We start from the raw sequence: 25,041 nt of genomic DNA on the forward strand, positions 1-25,041 counted from the left end.
TACGCTTTTTTATTTATTTATTTTGTAAAAGGTGTATAGGTTTAGCTGATAATGATTGTTTAGCTGCTATCCACACCACAATGATTGTTGTTATAACAGATAAAAGTATGCCTAAAATAGACCAAGTCATATCTATTTTCATCGGCATTTGGAACAAGAAGCGCAAAATGATACCTGAAAAGGCTAATGCAATTCCAGCACCAACTAATCCGGCTGATAGGGAGATAATCGTATTTTCTAATAAAATGGATTTCATCAAATTACTAGAAGACATACCAATTGTTTTCATAATAGCAACATCTCGTGTCTGTTGCATTAAGCGAATGACAACTTGATTTCCAATTGTGAGAACAGCCGTTAAAAATGCGAATAGCGCTACAATTGAGAAGAAAGTACTTTGCATTTGAATAATATACTGAAGACTATCGATTGCTGTAGCGGCAATTGAATATGCCATTGCTGAACTAGGAAGTTTTTTATTTAATTTTGTTAATATAGCATTGGTTTTTTGAGGATCACTATCTAAGGAATAAGTAATTCGGCTTGGTTTCCCATATGTAGCTAATGTTTCAGTTGGGATACGTATGCCAACTGTTTTAACTACACCAGATTTAAAGAAACCTATAATTTCGTAGTTTACTAATTCATTTCCAATTTGAATGTCAACTGTATCGCCAATTTTCATACCTAATTTCTTATAGCTGTCCAAAAGAACTGCTTTTTTCCCTTTTACATCCGATAGAGATAAATCATGTCCTTCAGAAATTGTATAAGCTCTAGAATTAAGGGTTGTGTCCACGCTCTCTATAGAAATTTTAGTTGAACTAAAAAATTTATCATCTTTTGCATTTTCCGTAAATATAGATGCTGCGTCTACCCCGTTAATATTTTGGAGTCTTCCATCTAGTTGATATCCTTTTTTCCATCCTTTTATGTCCTTAATAGAGTTTAGTTGTTTTTCAACTTTCTCTTCATCATGAATGGAACTGGTAATAAGAAGATTTCCCATTGCTTCTTTTTCCAATTGGCCTTGAACTGATTCAATTAAATTGTCTGCAAATACATGGCTAGAGACAACAGAAACAACACCAATAGTTAAAGTAACTGCCAATAAACCACTTCGTTTACTTGTAGTAGCCATGTTGTGTAAAGCAAGGAATAGAGTTTGTGGCATTATGTTTTTCATAGCACCAATTAACTTAAATAATAAAGAATATATAAATCCTATAAAACGGATAAAAGCAAAAATAAATAATAAAACTGCATTTGTAAGTAAAAAAGCAAGAAACCACTTAAAGATGGCGTTGCCATTTGTATTTGTTGTAAAAGCTATATTATAAACATAAATAGAAAGAATGCCACAAATAAATATAAAAAGTTGAAATTTCTTTTTAAATGGTAAAGTATAATTCACAGTTGTATTCTCGGTATCACGTAACATTTGAAGTGGTGATACACGCATGCCACTTTTTACAGGTATCCAAGACGCTACGAAGGTTACAATTAATCCCACAATAATGGTTGTGAAAATTACAGACCATGAAATTCCCCAATGTAGAGGTAGTGAAAGCACGTCTGCTAGATATGAAGTTAGCCAAACGCTAGCTAATAAGCCAAGTACAATCCCACCAACTGTTCCGAGAATCGCTAACCAAAATGCTTCTAATAGAAAATATCGAATAATATATTTAGTTTTCATTCCTACTGACTTCATAACAGCGATATCATGCGTACGTGAAGCAATAATGACTTTCATTGTGTTAGAAGTAGTAATAGCAGCAATTCCAAGGGCTAATACGCTGAAAAGTTGAAGAAATGGTAACAACATCCGTAAATCTTTTTGTCTCTCTAGTTCTTTATCCTGAACATCTATTATGCTACTTTGTGGTAATTGTTTTTGGATATTCTTTTTAAAAGAAGTAGTATTAACATTCTCATTTAATAAGATTAATGCTTCATTAAATGTACCTGTAGGTACATTTAAGAGTTGCTGTACTTGATCTAAATGTAAATAGGCAGTTCCAAAAATCGAAGCATCGCCATAGGATTCTTGGACACCCACTACTAAACCACTGATTTTATATGAGGACATTGCCCCAGTAGAACGATTAGGAATCTCTACTCGATCTCCTATTTTGACTTGCAAACGGTCAGCTGTATTTTTGGAGAGTAGAAGTTCATCTTTATGTAAAGTGCGAATCTTAGGAAACAGATTATCACCAAAGAAAGGATAGTGATTCGTTTCAATTCCTTTTACGATTAAGCTTGTTGTTTTTTGATCAGATTTGACCATAATTTGACCTAATAAAGAAGTTGTGAGCGCTTTCTGTTCTTCTTTAGGTATGGAAGAAATAAGAGTCTCACGATCCATCGGTTTCAAATAGGACTGGACTGACACATCCCCTCCTAAAAGGATTTTAGAAGATTCGTGAATAGATCGAGGAACTAGCTCTACCAACATGGACATAGAAAAGAAACTAGCTACCCCTATTAAAATACTGAACACTGTAAAAAAAGTTCTTAAACGATTACGCGCTAAACTACGTAGTGCAGATTTTAGTAGCATGATGTTATGCCACCTTCTTGTTTACTAGATTTTGTATGGTTGTTAAGAGTTTCTTGAACTAGGAGACCATCTTCCATTTTTAAAACACGATCTGAGAGTTTTGCCACATGCGTATCATGTGTAGCGATAATAAATGTCATATGGAGTTGATCACGTAGTTGAAAAATCAAGTCCAAAATATTTTTTCCTGTTTTTGAATCTAAGTTCCCGGTTGGTTCATCAGCAATAACAATGGTTGGATTATTTACTAATGCACGAGCAATTGCTACACGCTGCTGTTGTCCCCCGGATAGCTGGCTTGGTAAATGGTGATATCGTTCTTCCATCTCAACAAGGTCCAACATTTCCCTAGACTTTGTTATCATTTCTTTTTGGCTTTTTACTCCAGCGCACATAAGCGCCATCATAACATTTTCTTGAGCGGTCATTGTTGAGACTAAATTATACGATTGAAAAACAAAACCGATTTTTTTGGCACGGAAATCAGCTAGCTTTTCTTCTGACATGGAGGTAATATCTTGTTGTTCAATAATAATACGTCCTTCGGTAGGTGTATCCAATGATCCGAGTATTCCAAGTAGTGTGGATTTTCCACTTCCACTAGGGCCAATAATACTAACAACCTCTCCAGAATAAAATTGAGTACTCATTCCTTTTAAAATTTGGATTGTTCCTGCCTCGGTTTCATAAGCTTTCTTTATTTTTTCTACTTGAAGGATTACTTGTTTGTTTAGCATCCCGTTCCCTCTCATCCCTTTTAAATTTTAATGCAAAGACAATTGAAAATTATTTTGCTACACTAGTATTTTTCCATTATTTGGAGATATCTCGATGATTATAATAAATGGAATCATATGAAAATAGCAACCCTGAAAATCTGAATATTTCGTGACAGACTTTTTGAATATTTTAATATAAAAATGATTTTATAATAATTAAGTTAATAGTATTGAGGATGACATTACATACGTTTTTGGGGTATTAATTTATGTTGTAATTTAGGATTGTCTAATAGTTACACTCTCATATTTTTTACATTTATACCAATTCATCGGTTGATATTATTCTCTTAAAAGCTTTTTGGCCCAGGAAATTGATATGGTTATTTTATAACGTTACTTCATCTCAAAAATGAACAAATATCTTTTCCTATTCATTTTTTTCATAAACTACAGAAAAAAAGACATTGAACCAATTAGTTCAATGTCTTCTCGTCTCTTACATATTTGTATATTCAAAGTACAATTTTTCCGGTTTTCCATACATGTTAATTTCATCTTGATATACAGCAGCCAATTGTTGAGGCACCTCAATGTTTTCCATATAAGATAATGAATCAGCTGCCTCTATTTTTTCTTTAATTTCATTAGGAATAACTGTGTAAGATAAACTCCTCATCTTACTTCCTAACTTAGTATCGGTAGCAGCTTCATAATAAATTTCGTTAATTAAAACCTCATTATCATCTGGATCATACATATATCCTCGGTTAACTGTAATCATATTATAGTGCTCCTCTCACATTTCGTTTTCTAATTCCTTGTGCTTTTAGCATTGCAACGAGTACCTTATTTCTATATAAATTCCCTATTTCATAATTTGCATATTCCATTCTTTCTCTACTCTACCATAAATTAGCATTAAATATCTTTTTTTCGTTTTGAATTCAAAAAATCTTAACAATACTAAAAAGTTAGGCTATGAATTCATTCTTTATTGTACTATTCCTACAAGAGTATAAGGACTGCCAGTAATTTTTATATCATTACAGGTATCCTGTAGTAATCTTAATGTTTCATATCCATTATGAATGACTTTAGTTTGTTCGGTTGAACTTAATTTTTGACAGTTTAGCTATTCCACACAATCGCAATCATGTACGCTTCCTTTAAATAAAACTTACTGCTTCATAAGAAATACGAGCACATATTACTCTTACATTCTTTTTCTTATGCCGTACTTTGTAAAGTTTCATATGACCCCTCCTCTAATTTAAATAAAAAAGCACAATATATGTGCTTTTTTCACTTAGCATATTATTAGCCCAAAAGGTCTATTTACAAGTGATTCCTAACTTAAAGACAACATAAAAAGGGCTTCTTTAAGTCGATTGAAAATGTGCATAGCAAAATAAGCTATATACATTAATCGGCTCAAAGAAGCCCTTTCATAATTGAAACAAGAACACAACTTGCTTCTACAACTCAACCACAACTCATAAGGCGTGGGAATAAACGGAATCAATTAAACAATAAACATACGTTTATATTAAACTATTTTTATATTGTATTCAATTGTTTTAATTGAACGAATATAAGAAGAGGTTTTATATGCAGTTGTTATATGTATTGAATAATAATGTCCCTGCTTCCCCTGCTACAAATCCCCTCTTATTTTCGGTTCTCGGTGTTACTTCATGTACTGCATTTCAAAATAAAGTTTTTCTGGTTTTTGATTTTGGTCTAAATAAAAAAGTATTTCTCTAATGGTTTCTTTTTTAACTTCAATATTTTCTATATAGGACTTACTTTCATTTTCTTGAACCTTTCGAAAAATAGCAGTAGGTAGTTTTACTGCACAAAATACCCCCATTTTACTTCCTAGCTTTTTAGCTGAAGCAGCATCGTAGAAAATTTCATTTACAATTACTTCATTATCATCTGGATCGAACATGTACCCTCTTTGTATGCGTAGCAATGTATTACTCCTTTCTTGTATATTTTATTTTAATAATAACAACATCTGTATATATTATTGTTGTTGTTAAAACAGGCATCAAGTAGTATTATTTCGTAAAATCCGTACTTTGTATAGAGGTAGACACGGGATAATTAGTTCTCTTAAGTTGTTTTTAAATATTTTGTGCTTTTTATGCAATAAACAAGCCACCCTCTAAAAGAAAGCAATAGCTTGTAAGGGTGGCTTAGTTTATTGTGAATAGCTTTGTATTTAATTGCTTAATCTTTCCTTCTGCAAGAGGTTGATAAAAGGCATGTTGTAATCCTTCTACATGTAATGTTTCTCCTATACATAGTAATACTTTACCAGGAATTAAATCGAGTAGTAGTTCATTATTAATTTGCTTTGCTTGTTTTTCAGTAGAAACATAAATAACTAGGATTGTAGGGTTATTCCCTAAATCATTCATAATAATATCCTTACCTGACTCTACGAAATCTCTCCATCTAGCGATAATTTGTCTTAAGCGATCCTTTTTATCTGTTAATAAGGTAGAGTATACAACAAAATTAAATTCTTGATTTACTCCGCCCTGCGCAGCAAAACTTAAAGGAGGGGTAAAAACCCCTTTACTAATAGATGGATGCATAATGTGCCCTATAAAGGAATGAGCATAACGCAGGTGGCAAAGTAGGTCTATATCATGCCAATAGCGTAGATGAACATATTTACCGTGATTATCAAGACGCTCTGGAGCAAAGAAGAACATATTACCTTTCCAGTATTTTAAGAGCTTGTAACCATTATCCGATAATGTATATGTTTCTTCAAAGATTTCCATATCAAAACTCTTAACCCGCCATTTTTCAATTAGGCGATAGTAAAGTAATCCTTGAAGTGCATCATTTATTTTCTTACGTGAGTATTTGTTCTTGAATAAATATAGTAAATGATTGAATCGAACAGATGTATGAACACCAATGAAAGTGAGTATGGTATACTGTTCCTCTGTCAAACGCTGCTTAAACTTAACCAATTCTTCATAAGAATGGAATACATAGGATTTATCCAGTTCATGTATTCGATATATTTGAAGTCCCTGTACATCCCCATTTGATAAATGAGGAATAGATGGTACATAAGTAGACAATTGTTTCTCTATTGTACGCATAATCATTCATTAAAATTGGTAAATTGACGAATTAGATTTTTTACTCTGTCCTTGGGGATAATTTAGGATACGCACAGTTCCTTTTTTATTTTTAGCATCAATATTAAGCAGCTCACATGTAACGATTGTTTGATTAATCGCATCTTCTGGAGTTGGATTAGCTAGATTACGGCTCTTTAGTCCTTTAAACTGAATACCTGGTGCCACCTCAACGAAAATCCCAGCAATTGCATCTACACCTACAATTTTACCTATAAAGCGGTCACGGCGTTTGTTTAGTTCTAATAGCTTCTCCATTGGATCTGTTTCTAATATTTTTTTATTCCCTCTAAACTCATAGCGGCCATTCTTTTCTACTACTTTATCGATGACAAGCTCTACAATATTACCAATTACAATATCCTCAGAGCGAACGAATGAATGAGACCATTGTGAATATCTTACCCCTACTGTTACACCATGAACTTCAACTAGAACAGTTTGTGCAGATGGTATATGTCCAGAAACGGTTCCTGTGTATACCTTATTTCCTTCTTGTGTTTCTACTTCTTCATATAGCCTTTTTTGAAGTGCTATTTCCCCTGCTGTGATAGATACAACTGCAAAGTTGACTTCTTCCGCTTTTTGGAAGTGTTCAATGATAACAGGCTTTGTTCTACCTACTAACCATTGAGGATTTTTAGGAATGTTTATACCTGCCTCTGTAATTGGGCAATATGCTGTTGTATGAGAACCAATTTGCATTGTAAGCACTTGTATACGCTCAGACTTTCCGTTTTTAGTCGGGAATAGCTTTTCGGATACGACTGTAATTAAGCCTTTTCCTACAGTACGCTCACGTTTCATACGGGCTAATTCCTCTAGTTCATGTTCACGTACTCGCTCAAATTGATTAAAGTTTGTTTCTAACAGTGTTTCACCTTGTGGGTTCTCTGATTTAAAAACCATTCCAAGTTCTTCTACAGTTTGAGTGTTTGTCTTATCTTCTGCCATTATAGTTTCCTCCTAGAACGTAAAAAAGGACACACCTGTACCGTTGGGATGGTACGTAAGGTGTGTCCTTCACGTAAATTATGTTTTATTTATATAGTTGTTAATACAAATATAACGGTATTTATACTCAAATGCAAGAATAATTTTAAAATCATAAGTTTGCTACAGGTTAAATCAATATCTAGAATACAGCCTTACTAGGGGGACCGCTAGTATTTCGGAAAAAACCACGCTAAGAGTATGCAAAATTTTATACAATTTTTCGAGTAATCCAGTAACAAACGAGAAACCTAAAACCGTGCTAGAATAGGAATGTATAAAAAGATGAATAGCTTTATAGAAAATAAAAAAGGGGATTCCTTCTGAGATTAAGGATTCCCCTTTTTCCTTGCTACCGATAATGAGACGTTATGTTAACCTCTCATGTATAGGGTATTCATTTCACATTTTATCTATCTTACTTAATGGTAACTGTCATACAATGAAGATAATATTAGGAAATTGTGAGGATGATTACGTTGAAAAAATTTGTAATTGAATCGGAAAAATTTGTAAATAGTTATGCTGCAAGTCTGCTTACTTTTAATATCATATGGTTCTTAATACCATATATTTCTGATCCTAGTTATTCTTCCCAGAATGATTTGGGTTTGCCTAACATAGTTGGATTCACTATAATTCTCATCATATATGGTAGTATACTAAATCTTGTACCTTGCCTAATTGGAGAAGTATTATACAGGAACATAAAACAATGTAGGGAATTTCGATTTGGAATTCCTGTATTTATAGGACTAGCTGTTATCTATATACTTATACTCTTTCTTCTTAAAAATCCATATTCTTCTAGTTTGGTTACACCTATTATTATTGGTTCCTTAGCTTTTTATTTAGTACGTAGAAAAATATAATTAACTTCCAATAACGAGAATTATGTAAATGAGCTGTCCAAATGGATGGCTTATTTTATTTTTTACTTAGCGTGGTTTTTTTCCGATTATCTTAACTCCAAAGTGACAATCATTGTTAAATCAATGGTTGTCACTTTGTTTACATGTATTCAATGTAGTTTTAAGTTGTTTAATTAACTATGTTCGAGGAAAATTTATACTAATCCGGCTTTATAACCAAAAAACTAGTCAATAACACGAAAATAAAGTGTTATTGACTAGTTTTTTGGTTTATTGCATTATCGATCCCCGTGAGCGGAACAAAAAAGGTTTGAGTCTTTTTGTCTGGCTGCTTTCGACCAGCTGTCCCGACGGTCGGATTCACATCGGCAAGTTCGTCGGCACACACAGCCCCCGCCATCAGCGGACGCAAGCTGCCATCTCCCAGCAAATTTTCGGCTTCCGGTAGCGGTGCATGTCCGTTTCAGTCAACACGTTGATCGCCCATCCGTCAAACAACCGACGCATATCTGCTTCGTCAAAAAAACGTTTCCGCCGCCCCTCATGCTCGTAATAACGGGGTTCCAATTCGATGCCCTGGCCGGCACCGTAATGAACATCGCATGTGGAATTCAAGCGGGCTAGCAGCAATCCGCCAGTGCCGACAACTCTCGCAATTTCGCTAACAATAGAAACAGTATCGTCCCAGTGAAAATAATGCAGGGACAAATCCGCGACAACCGCCCTCGCGCTACCATCCGGAAACGGCAATCCTCCTGTCATATCGAATAGGTTTGTTTCAACGCCTGGCACATATTTGCGTATAATCGCCAACGACTCAGAGGAGAAGTCGCAGGCGATGACCCGATAACCTCGTTCTGTTAAAAACAAAGAGTCGCTGCCATATCCGCAGCCAAGATCAATGACCGGTCCATCTGGGGCCAATTCTAGCATCGGCTCGTATTTTTCCAGCCAAAAATCTACTTGTGGCTTGCCGAGATTCACATCGGCAAACACCTCGTTCCAATGTTCAGCTTCTGAACGTCTCGTCATGGTCAGAACCTCACTTTCTGCGGAGAAGAGCGTAATAATTAGATGCTTGCTATCATTTTGACAAAAGGAACGCTTCCTTCTTTTCGGTGTACAATGAATTAGAACTGTTATTAGTAACTGACTAAAATTTAACTTTTTACAGAACTTTCCATTTACTGTAAAAATAAATCAATTGAAAGAGCACTATAACAACAGAAACAAAAGTAATAAGCAAAAAAGTAGTTAATTCTAGTTGTACAGAAGATAATATAAATAAAGCTAAAGCAACTAAAGGGATTGAAAAAACAGAATTATAAAAACGTTTTTTATGTATTGAATTATACTTTCTAGTTTCACACGTATTATTAACCACTAATGAATCACCTCAATATTTTTAATCGTGTGTAAGTTTATTGTAAATATGGAAAAGTAATGCATATAAATATATTATCATACAATCCCTTTATCCGTCTAAAATTTCTGATTATTTAAATGTTGCAAGGATGATAAATTCTCTTTATTGATACCTAAAGTTATTTAAAATGAAATATTGGGTTCTGTTACAAAGATTCTCAAAAACCGTTAAACTCTAGAAAAAAAGTCATGAGGAGAATACTGCGTAGGATATTATTTTGGTTATTTTTGGTTTGATAACTGAAAATTAAAACTCTCCAAACGAGAAAGATTGGTAATTTGCCAACCTTTCTTGTTTACTATCAATCAATTTAAAAAAAGAAAAATTTTCGTTTAGGGGCTACTTTAAAATCTTAAGTTGATGGGCATGTGGCGGTACTCCATAATGCTAAAATTATGATTTCTAACATCTTCTCTTTCATTAAAAGTTAAGCACCCCAAATCCCCTTAAAAAGTTGATTATAACAAAATCAAAAAAAGACCCTACAAGAGGGTCTTTCATGAACTAATATTAAGCTTTTTGAACATTAGTAGCTTGTAGGCCACGTTGTCCTTGTTCTACTTCAAACGTTACACTTTGTCCTTCGTCTAAAGATTTGTAACCGTCGATTTGGATAGCTGAGAAATGTACGAATACATCTTCTCCACCTTCACGCTCGATGAATCCAAAACCTTTGTCTGCATTAAACCATTTTACTTTACCTTGTTCCATAATTGTTGCCTCCTAGTGTGGATACCCACACATATGTTACTACCCTTGCTCAAATACATTAGACGAAAAACAAAATTTATTCTTAATCTTAAACCGAACAAAAATAGGTCTTTCTTAAATTAACATGCTTTCTAAAAAATAGCAAATTTCAAAAATAAGTCCTTATGGTAATTAACCACTAATAGTGGTTGCTGGAGAAAAAATCACTATGATAGTTATCACAGCAAGAAGTTGCCAAAGGATCTCGACAATATCATTAGTTTGATTTTTTTCAGACATTCCACAACTGATAAAATTAGCTATTTTCGAGTTGAATTTTACTTCTGATAACCATAATTATGTAAACACAAAAGTCCTCCAGTTAAACAATCCGGAGGACTTTTAATAGTTTTCTAAGTTATCTTCCAAATACACTCAATCCTAAATAAATCAAACTATAACTAATTAAAGCACTTGCAAGCATAAAACTTATTTTTAATAATTTATCTTTTATATTAGGCTTCACTTCACTTATAGGTTTTCCCTCTATAAAATCAACTATTTGACGATAAGTTTTTAAATTATGCTCTTTTTTTATGTTTTCAACTTGCTGTAATGAAAACATAAGCAAAATCGTAAGTACCACAGGTATTATAAGACCATAATAACCAAAAAAGTAAAATACAGGTGCAATAGAAATAGGAAGTATAAGCATTAATGCTAACATGATGTAACTCCACTTAAAGAAAGTTGATTTTTGAAGTTCTTCTTTCATGATCTTTACATCTCCCTTAACTAAATCATCCAGGGAGACATTAAAGAGAATACTCATCATTAGTAAATTATGAATATCTGGATAGTTCCTTTCATTTTCCCAGTTAGAAATAGATTGTCTGGAAACATGAATTTTTTCTGCTAATTTCTCTTGGGACATGTTATCCCGTTTACGAAAGTATTGTATCTGTTTACCGATGTTCATTTATACATCTCCCTTAAATTTGAGGTTAAGTTAAAGGCTAATTAAAGACTACCAAATATCTTTATAATAATGTGATTTTAAGATGTAAAAATGTTTTATCATGCAATTTTTCCTTTATTTTTAGATACAATTACTGATCCGAATTAAGAAACTGCTTAAAAAATAAGCCTCTTTTGGCTTAGCGTGGTTTTTTCTGAAATGCTGACTATACCAATACTAGATTTAATTTGAGGTTTAAAAACTATTAATCAAAGAAATTGTTCAATTCCTTACTCATTACGTTAGATGTTTTGTGCTTTGGTTTCTCATTTTTATTAACCAGCGACTGCGTAGTATTATTCTTATTTTTTTGCTGAGATTTTAAGTGCTCTTGGCGTTCTTTATAACTCATAGGTTTATATTCCGGTTGCTTCTCTTCATTTTTCGAATGATCTTCTCTATTTTTTTCTAAGTTTTCTTGAACCGTAATACTAATAGATTCGTAAACTTTTGCTACATCTTCATCTAGCTTATTTTCTTCGGTATGATTAAGCATTTCTTCAACTGGAACCGTGTTGATTTCTACATGTGTTTCTTCTGCCTCTGTTATTGTAACGGGAGGTCCATCAGATGGGAATTCTTCAAACAGTGTTTCGGTCTCATCAGGAATCACGGAATGAATAATGGAATCTTTATTCCAATCTTGCTCTAACATAGTAATAGGTAATTCTTTGTTTAGTTCTGCTACCTCCATGTTTATTTCATAGCATTCGTCCATAGAAGGTAATTCTATATCTATGGTTTCTTTAATATCTTCTTTCACGACCAGTTCTTTTATATCAGAGCTTATACTTTCTAGATGTGTTTCTTCTGCTATTACAGGCAGTTCACCATTTCGTTGTAGGGCTTCTATTAATCTCGATGCACGTGTATAACTAATTTTAAACGTGTCTTGTAGTACAGATATAGAGATACTTCCCGATTCCTTCACAAAACTTAAAACATCGTCGTATAGAATATCCTTAAAGGAGCTAGTTTCCTCTTGTTTGATTCCTTCGCCTTCAATTGGAATTGCTACTTCCGGTGAAATAGTATTGTCAGATGAATGAGTAGTAATAACACTTGTTTCTTCTGATGTACTACTATTATTTGAAATTAATACTTTACGAGGACCATCCCCTGTGTAAGAACTTACAACTAGATTTTGTTCTAACTTCTCAATATATTGCATAGATTTCATATAGCTAATCTTGAATTTTCTTTGCAGAAGAGATGGCGAGACTTGTTGTGATTCGATAATAAATTCCTTAATATCTTCATACAACTTATTTTCAATTTCATCACCGACATTTCCCTGCTGGCTCATTTCTGCAGGATCATTAGGTAGAGTTTCATTTTGAGACTTGTTTTCCTTATAATCTTCCAATGATACAATGTGTTGTTGCTCCCCATTTGTTTCTATAGAGTTATCTTGCTCCATCGTAATCTCTTGCATAGATGACAAAGGTTGTATTTTCTTCATGTTCTCTGCGTCTACATGCTTCATAGGATTTGTTTTTGCAATAGATTCATTAATAAGACGAAGACGTTCATTTTCCCAATATCGGCCCATACCTTCATCTACCTGTGTAATAGCTTGAGCAAATTCTTCTTTTGGTACAAAGTTACTCGTAATTTGTTGTACGGGTTGGACATGATTGTCTTGTACAATACGAGCAGCACAGATGAATGCACCTTGTGCCATGATATCTCCTGGTGACATAACAACTTCTTTCGTTTTTTGATAGGTTGATCCTAGTCGACTAACTGGATACTCTTGCATAGGAGAAATACCCTGTTCAGATTCCGCTTCTTTAAATTCCTCTTTCTCACCAAACATGTCAGAGAAAATTTTTGCATCATATGGTGTTACATCTCCAAATATCATTTTGTTACGGAACGAACCTAGTAAAGTAAACATGTATTGCTCTGTGAAGTCGAGAGCTAATTGCGATAGTGTTTGGCTAGCGATTGTTAAAATTACTTTATATTTACGAGATTGTGCAGGGAATTCTTTAAACGGCCGCACAACATAATCCGGGAACTCATCGACAATTATGTGATGGTAAGGTGAGACATTTGGTTCTCTACGGAATACCGCATTCTGCATACTCAGCAATACAAATTTTCCTAATACGTTAGAAAGGTCTGCTAACTCCCCTTTCGCTGTATTAACAAGTAAAATGCCACCCTGCTCTAAATGAACATCGAAATCAAAATCGGATGTTCCAAATAAAACGCGTCGTATTAAAACGTTAGAAGCCAAATCTTTTAAGATATTACGTAAACCTTTAACATATTCTTCTTCTCTGTCATAATGCATTGGTTGTCCGCGATATTTCCCTGATTTATAAACTGCTGTTTCTCCTTGGAAGCCTGTTTTTTCACGAATGGTATTATCAAACCATTCATCAATACCTTTTATAATTTTATATTCATTTTTTTGGTCACGTGAAGCATCCCCGCTTTGAACAAAATCATATAACTTCTCTACTTGTACCTTTAAAAGCTTATGCATACGATGGACACGTTCTACATCATCATACATCTCAATTAAGTCGTCGAAGGTAACATCTTTTTGTGGGTTGTGTAGTTTTAGTAAATAGATATGTTGTTTAAGGTGGTTACGCTGGGCCTGTTCAAAGAACGCATTGTTAGATTCAGACAAACCTTGAATAACCATTGCGAAAACCTCTGCTACTTTATCAACTGGTCCTCGCAGAATGTTTATATTTTTGGTATTAGGATTAGTTGGATCGATATAGTAAACAGAACTTGCAGGGATCTTATGTGCTTGTACCAACTTATATACTTTTTGACACAAATCATTACTAGGTTCAATAACAGTCACACCATTTAAAAATGTTCCTTTTACTTCTTCTGTATCATAATCATTCTTTTTATACGCTGTTTCAAACTTATTTATGAAACGCACCATCCAGTGTAAATCTTGATTTATCATAGGAATAATTAAACTTGATGTTTTACCAGAACCAATCGGACCAATAATAATTCCATTTAGCGTTCTATCTTTCCCCTTAATACGAACCATCTCTTTATGCTCAATATGAGGCCCAATTTCTACATCAGGATATATTTGTTCTTCTTGGCCAATAAACCATTTTTGTAACTTGTGATTTTTATATTCGTATTGTTGTGCCCACTTTAATATCTCTCCTCGGTAACGAACAATATGGCCACTATACCAAAGTGTAAACAAAATCATAAATACTGTAGGTAAAAATACAAAAGTCAAAGTGATTGTGTGGAAATTTCCTGTTAAAACTTGGCCTATTGCCTCATATTCACCAAAATCGATATGTTTTGATTTATCCGTGAGATAAGGAATAACCTTTGCATGGATCGGAGCAGTTGCAAACCATAAAAATTGGATATCAACTGCAATGTGAGAGGTGATTAAGATTAACAAATTTCCATTTTTGACATGTAAAGCAGGAATGCGGCTGTAAAACCTAAAGCTAAATTCTCCTAATAGTAAAGAGAAGAACATTAAAATAAGCGGTATATATGTAATTTCTATAGGATAAGATGGTGGTTCAAATGCATAGTAAAGTAACTTTATGTAGTTTACTAGACCGAATCCAAATGAAAAAATAAATCCACTAATTAAGGTGAGTGTAGTAAATAACGGTAACCGTTGTTTAAGTGTCCCCATAGAAAATCACCTACATCTTACAGGTATATTTTAATTTTATGATGGAATGTGAAGCGATTATTGAATTCAGGTTTAAATTGCTCTTTTGATTTTTCTAAAAAGAATTTCGCTGCATCTTCGGTTTGTTTTAAATATAAATCAATACTATTTCTTTCACATAGTTGGTCATATTCTTCTTGAGAAAGTACTGCAATATTCACCTCTATTTTTTTATTTGTTGCCGTTTCAATTATGACATCGTACCAAAAGTAATTTGGCTTTCCTGGAACTTGGATATCTTGTAGAGAAACATTAAACGTTGCACCCTCTTCTGTAATATGTTTAAGTACAAGTTCTGGGTTCTTAAATGCTTCTCTTGCAGAGAGCACTCCCCCATTCGTTGTTGTTGCAAATTGTAAATTCATTATCATTTTCCACCTTTCTCCATATAAAAAAAGACAAGCGACACCCACTGTAAAAACAGCGTGTGTCGCTTGCCTTAATTTCATATGTTCTGATTTGATTGTAGTTTTCATTATATGTTCAAACGCTATTCTAACACTTTAAATAATAAAAATCAATAAAATTATATAGTTTTATATAGAAAATAACAGATTAATATAATTCTACAAGTTTACGTCTTTTCGGATGAATGTTATTTGCAGTACGTACCAGGATCTGTTCATCCGCTTCTATAGTGACACTTTCATTTTGTAAGGATAGCAGTAGAACGTTGTGATAAGCGTTCATTAAAAGAATATCTCTAGGTTTTTCACGCTTCGGATAAATAACAACAAGTGGAACGCCTTCGTCCCCTTCTTTTCTTGAAAATATGACATCGTCTAGTCTAGCAATCATCCGGTAATCATTTTCATTCCCGAAAATAAAGAAGAAATCTTGGATAACATCTTTATCTCTCCTATACGTTCGTCGAAGGCCTCCATCTATTGGTTCTTTGAACGCTTGAACCCTTTCAACAAATGTGTAACGCCAATCGGCATCTCCTACTGAACGTTGAGATAAAGATAAAAGAATATCTTGTTCAAAGTTTTGATTATCATCTTTTCCAAGGATGATATCTGAAATTACATCTCCAGCATTTTTAAGTGAGCATACGTGTACATGTAGATTGGGTAGATTCATTAATATTTCATGATATTTCCGTATCGAAAATAATAGATTTTTCATCCGCACGTATGGTGGTTCAGCATCTTCAGCAAGGAACATAGATTTGTCGTACATAACAAAAACAACGGTTATATTCTCATTCGTTTTTTGTGAAAATTCTATGTACTTACCTACTTTTTCAACTAAGGTAGCATTTGTTTCTTTACACATATCCATCTCGATATAGATATTTTTACCTAGATATGAAATATGTTCATCAGGAATTAAAGGCAACTGGTCATCCTCAATTGTCATATTTTGTTTCTGGTAAAAAGAACGAATATCCATTTTATATAATACTTCATTGGTTTGAGCTTTCTTTGTAGTCGCTAGAAGAGTACGGATAATGACTTCGCGTGAACATACTGTGTGAAAAGAAGTTGCTCGTGAGTACCTTCTTTTGGAACTTTTTTTAGGAATTCTCCCTATCTCCATTAAAAATTCAATTGTTTTTTCTTTTAAGGCAAACAAGGCGCGTTTCGTAATGCTGTCATCCCTTTTATCTATTTTTTTAGTTAGCAAAGCTCCGTATTGTGAGTATCGATCAAGCTTTGTAAATATGCTAGCTTCAGAACATCCTCTTCCCTCAAATGCACTATATAACATTGTGATTTGTCGTGTTGTAAGAGCTCTTTTGTAATATAAAACTGTTAACATAAAAACGTCTGCTTCTTTTAAGTGAAAATGTTTTTTGGTACCTGGACGTTTATATTTATACACTTCTCCGGACAAAGTATACACCTCTTATATTGAATTAGACTTAAATTAAATACTTATCATTTTTAATATACTATTACATTGATGTAGTGGTTGTAAAATAAGAAAACATGAATAAGAGGTTTTGCTTTTCAGAGATACCCAATTTTGTACACCAGAGTTGGGATGCTAACTATTCTTAAAAATCAATTAAAAATTATGGGTTTATGTGGATCTATTAAACCTTTCGTGTTGTTAGGTCGATATACTACTAAACAGCTAACAATAGTTATAATGAAATTTTGTTAATAAAATAATGTTATAACGTCCTAACATTTATTAGATAGGAATAATAACATTTTGATTGATTACAATTATTCAAGAATTATAATGGGACTTTTGATAGCAAAAAGTAGCTTTCCCTATATTTTTTAGAAAGTAAACTTTTTGTTGGAGTGCCCTCTCTTACGTTTGTTACAGATTCAGTGTGAAAATTTAACTTATTGTTTTACGTGTTCTATCTTATAAAATATTTAGACAAAAAATTAATGAGTATGTCTACATGTGCTTAACAAAAAGGTTCCATTCACATGAAATTAATTAGTTGTTAATTTTATGTGAAGTTCTAATTGCTATCATTATTTCTACTAAATTAATAATACTTTTAGTGTAATGTAAGTATCACTTTGATGTTAATAAGATAAGAATTTACTGTTAATAATTCAATTTACAGAAATGTTCCTTTTTCATAGCGATGATGCAAATTTTTAGCATTATACTATTTGAATGTCTTAGTGTAAGAGATTATTTACAGGAATTTTAAGGACTATTGCATTAGTCAGCTTAACCGCTGGCTCTCTTTTTAACATGTTAATTATAATCTGAGATGATTTCTGTTGTTCATATGAAATTAACAGCCTCTTCTAATGGCTTTCTAAGAGTGACTGAAATTGACATGGAATTGTATTCAAATGAGGCACAGAGCATATTTTTTCTGTCAACATATACATTCATGTGAACTAACAAGTACTAGGTAAAGAACAACGCATTAACATAACATTAACAATTATCGTCCTTATAAGAGATAGATCCCTTCAGACCAATTAAGTAATAAAAAAACTTAGTGTGAATTGTTATAAGATCTTCATGAAATCTCTTTAGTAAAATATATACACGCGTATGATAGTAGGTGCTTGGATATTGAATATTTTAGATGCGATTTATATAAACTGTATAAGTAAGAGTTATATATGAAACTTATTTATACAGCTTATATAAAATAATATCATATAATTGTTGTAAATTAAATTTGATTTATTGTTGTTATAACAGTGTTTATGTATACAACTTATATATAAAACTTATATATAAGTTGTATACATATTTTTGTGAGTATCATGTTAATAAAAACGAGTGATTTTTCCTGTGTTTTTATCAGTTTTTTCTACAGTGTTTTATTACAATTAATTAAAATGTAAATCACATGAAATTTAAGATTGATATAACATGTATACGCGTTATATATACGCTGTATATATAAACCCTTATAAAACATAGATTATTTATGAATTTATTAATATAAGTCTTATATATAAGACCTATATATAAGTTTTATTTATAATGACTTGATATACGACGTGTAATGATGTATTATGTTTCTAGGAATAATTAACCAATGCTTTAAGGGGGGGGACAACTTGAACGAGGTTTTAAGTGAAAAATATCAAACAATCAAGTTTGCAGATGAAGTAGTAAACATGTTTGCTGATATACTTGAACAAGATGAGATACTCTACAGTGTATTTCTATACATAGGAAACGTAGTAAATAAACAATTTCAAGAGACAAAGTACATGAGAGGCATATCGATTAATGAAATAGTGGAAAATGTAGTTATTGATAGGAGAGTAAAGAAGAAAAAAGGTAAATCCTATTCATTAGAAGTTGAACGTACGAATATATCTAGACGTTCAGCAGAAATAAGTGTGAGTACGCTATCATCAATGTCTTTAATCTATGAAAAGACTATGCATCCATATAAATTTTTAATCTCAACTTATAGAGGGCAACAAGTACTTATTGAGTTAGGGAAAAGAAAAAAAGGTAAATAAGGAGAGATAAAATAATGGCAAAAAACTTCTTGAAAAATGAAGTGGCAGTTAAAATGACAATGGTTGGATTTGGTCAAGCCGGTACTAGAATGGTAGATAAATTTGCGGAATATACACATACAGATGGCACAGCAGTATATAATTGCTTAGCACTAAATAGTAATGATGGAGATCTAGCTGAATTAAAAAATGTACCAAAAAGTAATCAAGTTTCACTTAAATTAGGTGGTTTAGGTAAGAACCCTGAGCGTGCGTTAAAAGTTCTTGATTCAAATGAGGAAGCAAAAGATAAATTAAAAGAATTTATTACTGAACGTGTAAGACCTTCTGATGAACTTGTTTTATTCTTTGCAGGTTTAGGTGGAGGAACAGGAACTTCTACAATCATTAAAGCTATTGAAGAATTTTCGGCTTTTCATAATAAACCAGTAATCAGACAAGAATTACAAAAAGTTGCTCAGCAATATCCAATGTCTGAAATCAAAGCAAATCAAGCAAAGTTTGCGAGAATTGCCTTTGAAAATGCTATTGAGCGCAAAGATTTTATTAAAATGGGGATTGTTGTAACACTTCCTGTCCGAGCAGATGGGCCGGATGTATTACGACAAGTAAATAAATTTTCACAGGAGATTTGGAAATTAGCAAATGATAAATCCAAAGGTGTAGCCTTTGTAGTATTTGCTGATAACCAGCACTTCTACGATGAATTTAAGGAATTAAATGAAAATGAGAAAAAAGGTATCGCCAATTCACGAGATTATGCAAATCAACGCATTAGTGAAATCATTCATGAGTTAAATACCGCTGCCAATGGATCTGGTACATCTGTAATACTTGATTCTCAAGACTTTAAGCGTATTTTACTTGAGAAAACGGGCTGTTTAGTAATTAATAAGGTTTCACGTAATATGAACCAGATAGAAAATAGCCATGCAATTATCGAGATGTTCCAAGAATCATTAAGAGGTAGCTCTTTCCATCCCCCAATTGATTTGATGAAGAAGAATAACGACGGTTCTGTAGAAGCGTCAAAAGTACATCATTTTGGTATGCTTGCTATCTTAGATGAGCAAAAAAACATTAATGATTCCTTTATGGATGATGCTAAGGTAGAAGTTTCAAATAATCTACCTATAAACGGTACAGTTTTTAATGGATATTTGGTAAGTAAAAATGATTTCTTAGGAAGTGTATATACGTTCTATAAAACTGATGCATTACCATCGAGATTATCTAAAGGATTAGTTGAAGAATTTAATGAGTTTAAAGAAAGACAAAGTCAAATTCAGTTTACAAAGTCTCAAATTAGTACTATCGAGAGTATTGATGAGGATGAGGATTTAGGTTTTGCATTTGGAGATTTTATCGATATGGGTAGTGACGAAGAAAATAATAATGCTGGAGCAAATGAAGATGAAGATTTAGCAGATTTTCTAGATCCAGATAAGATGTTTGGTACTACAAAATAATAAAAAAGTCTGGACTAAGTTCCAGACTTTTTTATTATTCCACAGAATTCATAAGAGATTTTATATAATCAATTATATTATCCTGTATATACTGTTCAATGAAGAGTTGTTTTTTACCCAAATCTTCCTCTTTTTTAAACCATCCTACCTTTCTAGTACGTTCCTCTGCAGCTTTACTATTCCAGAGGCCTTCTGCCTGCTTTCTTAACTCCTGACGTGCCCTATGCTCAATAATGAAATTATCAAGTCTATCTTGGCGCTGTCGTAATTTTATGGTTTCTGCATCTTCGGGTTGAGGTAACTGTTTAAGTATACTGTCTACCCTCTCTTCGTAACGAGACTCAATATGTTTTATTTTTTCTTCTAACTGTTTAGCTACCATTTTTTCAATGATTTCTGCAGTAGCCTGAAGGTTTAATTCAGTAGACACTTCATTTGATTGATTTTCTAGTGATACAGGTCTTAAATCGAATTGGTGTGGTAATAGGTCAATAATTGCATCTAAAGACCATTTCTCATCCCTTTTCTGCTTAATAAATAGAGCAATTTCAAGATCTAATGTATTATAGAGTTTTTCATTTGTATTTTGGGTTCTTAACGTTTCGTGGAGCCCTTTTTCCTCTAAAATATTGAACCAATTATAAACGGTATTGTGATGACGTCCAACTAGTTTAGAGAATTCAGTTATTCGCCATGCCTTTTCAAAAATATTATCATCTAATATGTCATCATCGTTAATTTGATGGTCTTGTGATTCGGTTTTTTGTTCAATCATAGTAACAACCTCCTTAAAAATCAACTCATGAACATTCAATTTGAAATTAACATGTGAACTGAGATTAACATGTTAGGTATTATTTCGCTAATATGTATGAAAATCCCTATGTATTCAGTAACTCACATGAAATATAAAACTAACATGTAATTGAATGTTTGTTAACAGAACATTGATTATTGATATAGAATACGCTTGATTTGTTGATGCTATTGTTACCTCAAAGTATATAAATGGCAATGTTCTATCAATGGATACCGTTATCTTTTATGTTAGCAAGATTACTGATAGTTGCCATGAGATTAACAAAACACGTTACTTAATACTAATGATAAGGAAATATAGGTATTTTGTAAACAAGTTATGAGGAGATAATCAATGATAGTGCGGAAAAATAAGCCGACGTAAGCTAGGGAATTTAAATTGTAATGTATAATAGCTAGAAAAAAAGGTAATAATATTACCAAATTAGTAGTTTTTATAAGAGCAAATATAGCTAGGGATATAGGATTAGAATTAATGTGAATCGACATTGAGGTTCAATGTCCACTCTATGTCACGATCAATATGATATTTACGAGTATTTTAATAGTGTATGGAATATTTGAGATAGATTTATGTCGCTGTGTTAACATTTGTGATTTTCAAATAATTCCAAGATGTCATTTGTTTAATTTTCAACAGGATAGCTATTGTTAAAGGTTGAAATCACTCATTTTGGATGAAATCCCACCCCTACTGACATTAACACGAGATGTGAGATTGACATAGAAAGGATTTTTGGCGGATAAATATCAATGTCTTGTCAACTAAACTATCATTAGCAATCGTTGTATTGGTGATGTTCTTATTTATATGGGATCAAATATAAGAAAGACTTATTCAAATTAACCGAATAAGTCTTTTAACACCTCTGTAATAATGCTTAATTTAGCGGATGAACTAACATATTATTAATTATTGACTGATTCTGTTGCAAATATTTAAACTTCTATTATTAACATGAGATTGATATTTAAACACATTACTATAGTTTGTTGTCAATTTCATGTTAACCAAAAGGATGAAATGTAAATACGGTAGTTGTATATAGGTTATTGATAAATTGAACTTTTTACATGGTTAGAAGTGTTATATCTTGTTAGTAATTAATTTATTAGAAGTTCAAATTACAGAATTAATAGCTATTAGCAATACCCTATTATAAATTGTTTTTAATAGAGTTATTAATGAGTATTTATACTTATTGCATGAAAGGTGTTGATATGAAATTAACACGATATTTTGAGTTTTGACATTACATGTCAATGTTGGTTGATATGTCAATGTGAGTACGTGTTATGAAGAGGTTGTTTCTTGTTCATATAACATCGATAACAGAGATAATGTAGCTTTGAGAGTTCAATTGTATATAAACATTATGGTATTTTGTACAAAATCTCCAGGCCTCTTGAAGTAATCATTTAAATAAGTGATACATTAAAAGATTTGAATGACATGTAAAAGTTAGTTTAAATGAAAATTACAAGGATCTAAATGTATAATTGCTTGATTTCGTGTGTATAATTAACATGTAAACAAAGATTGGTTGAATCTGTTGCAAATAACTGCACCACTATTATTAACATAAAATTGAATTTAAATACTTTACTATATTCTATTGTCAACTTCATGTTAACCAAAAGGATAAAATGTTAATGTGATAGTATATTAATAGATTGAGATTTGCATTTGATGAGAAGTTTTATATTTAGTTAATAAGTAATAAATTTATTTATTAAATGTTTATATTACAGCATTAATAGCTATGAATAATATTACCGTAAAACACATTTTTAAATTATTAATGAGTATTTGTATTTATTGCATAAAAACTGTTGATATAAAATTAACATTTCTTTTCGGTTTTCGTTCGACATATCAATGTCAGTTGATATGTCGATGTGAGTTTAGGGTGCGAAATGGGTTTTTCTTGTTTATATGATATCAATAACAGAGATAATGGAGTTTCGAAAGTTGAATAATGCATTAAGATTATAGTGTTTTTTACGAAAGCTCCAGATCTCTTGGAGTAATCTTTTGAATATAGTGGTTTGTTAAGAGAATTTATTGAAATGTAATAGTTTTTCTACATGAAGATGATAAAAATCTAAATGTATATTGCTATTAACAGATGGTTATTTATAATTTTTCCTATTAAGAAATGTATCTTATAAGATGTTAATGATATCTAATATATATACTTATTCTATCAAAATGTTGATATGAAATTAACAATTCCCCTTGAATTTTTCTTTACATATTAATGTCAGTTTATATATGAATGTGAGTGTACTTAATAAAATGGGCTTTTATTGTTTACATAATATTAATATGGGGGCGATTGTATGTTAAGTAGTTTTAAAAATTTAATCGTAAATAAAATTACGAGATTTTGTTATAATAATTGCAGATTTCTAGTAAATAATTTTCTATACATTGTATTATTCTAAAAATTGTTTGATTAATATAGAAGTTTGTGTAATTAACTGTATCTTTGAGTTTAGATACATGGAAGTATAGAGAAAGAGGAATAGTTATATATGCACAAGGATGCAATAAAGCTATTGACTTTTAAAAATTATAGCTTTATTCTTATGTGTGAATGACAATTATTCAAGATTAATATACAAATTAATAGATTTAATTTCTAGCTAAACGGACACACCGAAGGCACATAACCTGCCATTGGTGTGTCTTTTTTTGTATATATAACATTTGAGAGGGAGAATCCAGGCTATGAATGAAATAATAAACCTGAGTAAAAAGAGATTTACAAAGTATTGTGAGGATAATACAACATTTGAGGAAAGTATTAATCGAATGATTAATCATTACTTTTTGCAGTTAGGTAATAGAACGAATATTTTACAAGAAAGAAAATTTAATAACGAAGTTGAAGAACAAAAATTTAAAAATAATGTAAAACGTTTTGAAACTTTATTCCCAGCAGCAGCTAAGAATGCGTTTTTAAAAGGGTATCAACTTTGCCTAGAGTTTATACATCATCCTGAAACACAAATTCCAGACACTTTATATACTGATCCTAACTTTATAAAAGATATTCCTTTTGCCTTAGCAAATGCATCTGAATTTGAATTATACGAAATCATTCGAACAGATGAAACACAGGAGTTTTGTGTGTTTGCCGTACGAACATATGAGGGGGTTCATCCATTACTAGAACAAGTATTCTGTGAAATCGCATTCGCTGGTGCTGAATGTGCTTTTGAACATGAGCGATTGGAAAAAGGTTTTGAATTAGAGAAAGGTGAGATTACCTCGTTAACCAAAGCTCCTGTAGATCGTCTTTTTGCTATTACGCCTTCAATTAATGGAGTTGTTGTGCATGCAGAAGAGCATTGTGAAATCTGGAATCTAAATTGGAATAGTAAAGTAACAATTGACGACCCTTTTATTGAGGTTGCTGAGGTTACATTTATTTATCAAACAAAGGATATGATTCAAAAAAATATTGAAGATGGTGTTTTATACTACAGCATTCTTTATCTTGATACACCTTTACATGAGATACAAGATCGATTAGAAATACGAGTAAAACTAAATTCTGATTTTGGGGCTCCACGTCCAATGGAACAAGTTGAAATCGAGTATATTCGGAATGAGATTATTGGGAAGGTTCATCTTCAGGCACAGATTCCAATTGAAAATATGATTTTAATCCAACGTTAGAGT

At 32.1% G+C, this 25,041-nt stretch carries 17 protein-coding genes; 4 read left to right on the forward strand and 13 right to left on the reverse strand.

Translation table 11 applies throughout. The annotated features are described in order from the left end of the window. Positions 1–13: 13 nt before the first annotated feature. The 6 genes from FS802_RS17280 to FS802_RS17310 form a co-directional block, all read right to left on the reverse strand. A complete protein-coding gene (locus FS802_RS17280; RefSeq protein ID WP_098654131.1) occupies positions 14–2,566 on the reverse strand; it encodes an ABC transporter permease in 2,553 nt (850 codons plus the stop codon). After that, entirely contained in the window at positions 2,557–3,303 is a 747-nt protein-coding gene (locus FS802_RS17285; RefSeq protein WP_098654132.1) for an ABC transporter ATP-binding protein, read from the reverse strand. The genes FS802_RS17280 and FS802_RS17285 overlap by 10 nt, the downstream gene beginning before the upstream one ends. Before the next feature lie 481 nt (positions 3,304–3,784). After that, the gene (locus FS802_RS17290; protein WP_098654133.1) at positions 3,785–4,069 is read right to left on the reverse strand and encodes a hypothetical protein; all 285 of its coding nucleotides are present in this window, start codon (positions 4,067–4,069) and stop codon (positions 3,785–3,787) included. 906 nt (positions 4,070–4,975) lie between these two features. Beyond that, positions 4,976–5,263: a hypothetical protein gene (locus FS802_RS17300; RefSeq protein ID WP_098654134.1), complete on the reverse strand. Its 288-nt coding sequence runs from the start codon at positions 5,261–5,263 to the stop codon at positions 4,976–4,978. A 226-nt stretch (positions 5,264–5,489) separates the two neighbouring features. Beyond that, positions 5,490–6,416: a hypothetical protein gene (locus tag FS802_RS17305; RefSeq protein ID WP_098822893.1), complete on the reverse strand. Its 927-nt coding sequence runs from the start codon at positions 6,414–6,416 to the stop codon at positions 5,490–5,492. A gap of 9 nt (positions 6,417–6,425) precedes the next feature. After that, the gene (locus tag FS802_RS17310; protein WP_144525254.1) at positions 6,426–7,409 is read right to left on the reverse strand and encodes an RNA-binding protein; all 984 of its coding nucleotides are present in this window, start codon (positions 7,407–7,409) and stop codon (positions 6,426–6,428) included. Positions 7,410–7,918: 509 nt separating this feature from the next. Here FS802_RS17310 and FS802_RS31625 point away from each other — a divergent pair. Beyond that, positions 7,919–8,320, forward strand: a complete 402-nt coding sequence (locus FS802_RS31625) for a hypothetical protein (RefSeq protein WP_098132048.1) — start codon at positions 7,919–7,921, stop codon at positions 8,318–8,320. A 399-nt stretch (positions 8,321–8,719) separates the two neighbouring features. Here FS802_RS31625 and FS802_RS17325 read toward each other — a convergent pair whose 3' ends face one another. The 6 genes from FS802_RS17325 to FS802_RS17350 all read right to left on the reverse strand — a co-directional run bounded on the left by FS802_RS17325 (position 8,720) and on the right by FS802_RS17350 (position 16,987). Next, entirely contained in the window at positions 8,720–9,352 is a 633-nt protein-coding gene (locus FS802_RS17325; RefSeq protein ID WP_176536113.1) for a class I SAM-dependent methyltransferase, read from the reverse strand. A 904-nt stretch (positions 9,353–10,256) separates the two neighbouring features. Then, positions 10,257–10,457, reverse strand: coding sequence for a cold-shock protein (locus tag FS802_RS17330; RefSeq protein WP_000434817.1), 201 nt, complete (start codon positions 10,455–10,457; stop codon positions 10,257–10,259). Between the two features lie 397 nt (positions 10,458–10,854). Further along, complete coding sequence (locus FS802_RS17335) at positions 10,855–11,415, reverse strand: helix-turn-helix domain-containing protein (RefSeq protein WP_098654138.1); 561 nt, start codon at positions 11,413–11,415, stop codon at positions 10,855–10,857. Positions 11,416–11,659: 244 nt separating this feature from the next. Then, on the reverse strand, positions 11,660–15,109 hold the full coding sequence (locus tag FS802_RS17340; RefSeq protein WP_144525256.1) for a DNA translocase FtsK: 3,450 nt from the start codon (positions 15,107–15,109) through the stop codon (positions 11,660–11,662). Between the two features lie 17 nt (positions 15,110–15,126). Further along, positions 15,127–15,513, reverse strand: a complete 387-nt coding sequence (locus FS802_RS17345) for a hypothetical protein (protein ID WP_255291790.1) — start codon at positions 15,511–15,513, stop codon at positions 15,127–15,129. Positions 15,514–15,703: 190 nt separating this feature from the next. Further along, positions 15,704–16,987 carry a replication-relaxation family protein gene (locus FS802_RS17350; protein ID WP_098654140.1) on the reverse strand — a complete coding sequence of 428 codons (1,284 nt, stop codon included), beginning with the start codon at positions 16,985–16,987 and terminating at the stop codon, positions 15,704–15,706. Between the two features lie 1,661 nt (positions 16,988–18,648). Between FS802_RS17350 and FS802_RS17355 the strand changes: the two genes are divergently transcribed. Next, positions 18,649–19,062, forward strand: coding sequence for a hypothetical protein (locus tag FS802_RS17355; protein ID WP_046956052.1), 414 nt, complete (start codon positions 18,649–18,651; stop codon positions 19,060–19,062). Between the two features lie 14 nt (positions 19,063–19,076). Next, entirely contained in the window at positions 19,077–20,531 is a 1,455-nt protein-coding gene (locus FS802_RS17360) for an FtsZ/tubulin family protein (protein ID WP_088610522.1), read from the forward strand. 34 nt (positions 20,532–20,565) lie between these two features. Here FS802_RS17360 and FS802_RS17365 read toward each other — a convergent pair whose 3' ends face one another. Beyond that, entirely contained in the window at positions 20,566–21,306 is a 741-nt protein-coding gene (locus FS802_RS17365; RefSeq protein WP_098654141.1) for a MerR family transcriptional regulator, read from the reverse strand. 2,778 nt (positions 21,307–24,084) lie between these two features. Between FS802_RS17365 and FS802_RS17370 the strand changes: the two genes are divergently transcribed. Further along, the gene (locus FS802_RS17370; protein WP_098654142.1) at positions 24,085–25,038 is read left to right on the forward strand and encodes a hypothetical protein; all 954 of its coding nucleotides are present in this window, start codon (positions 24,085–24,087) and stop codon (positions 25,036–25,038) included. Positions 25,039–25,041: the final 3 nt, after the last annotated feature.

This window comes from Bacillus sp. DE0042, assembly GCF_007680225.1.
Classification (GTDB): Bacteria; Bacillota; Bacilli; order Bacillales; family Bacillaceae_G; genus Bacillus_A; species Bacillus_A wiedmannii.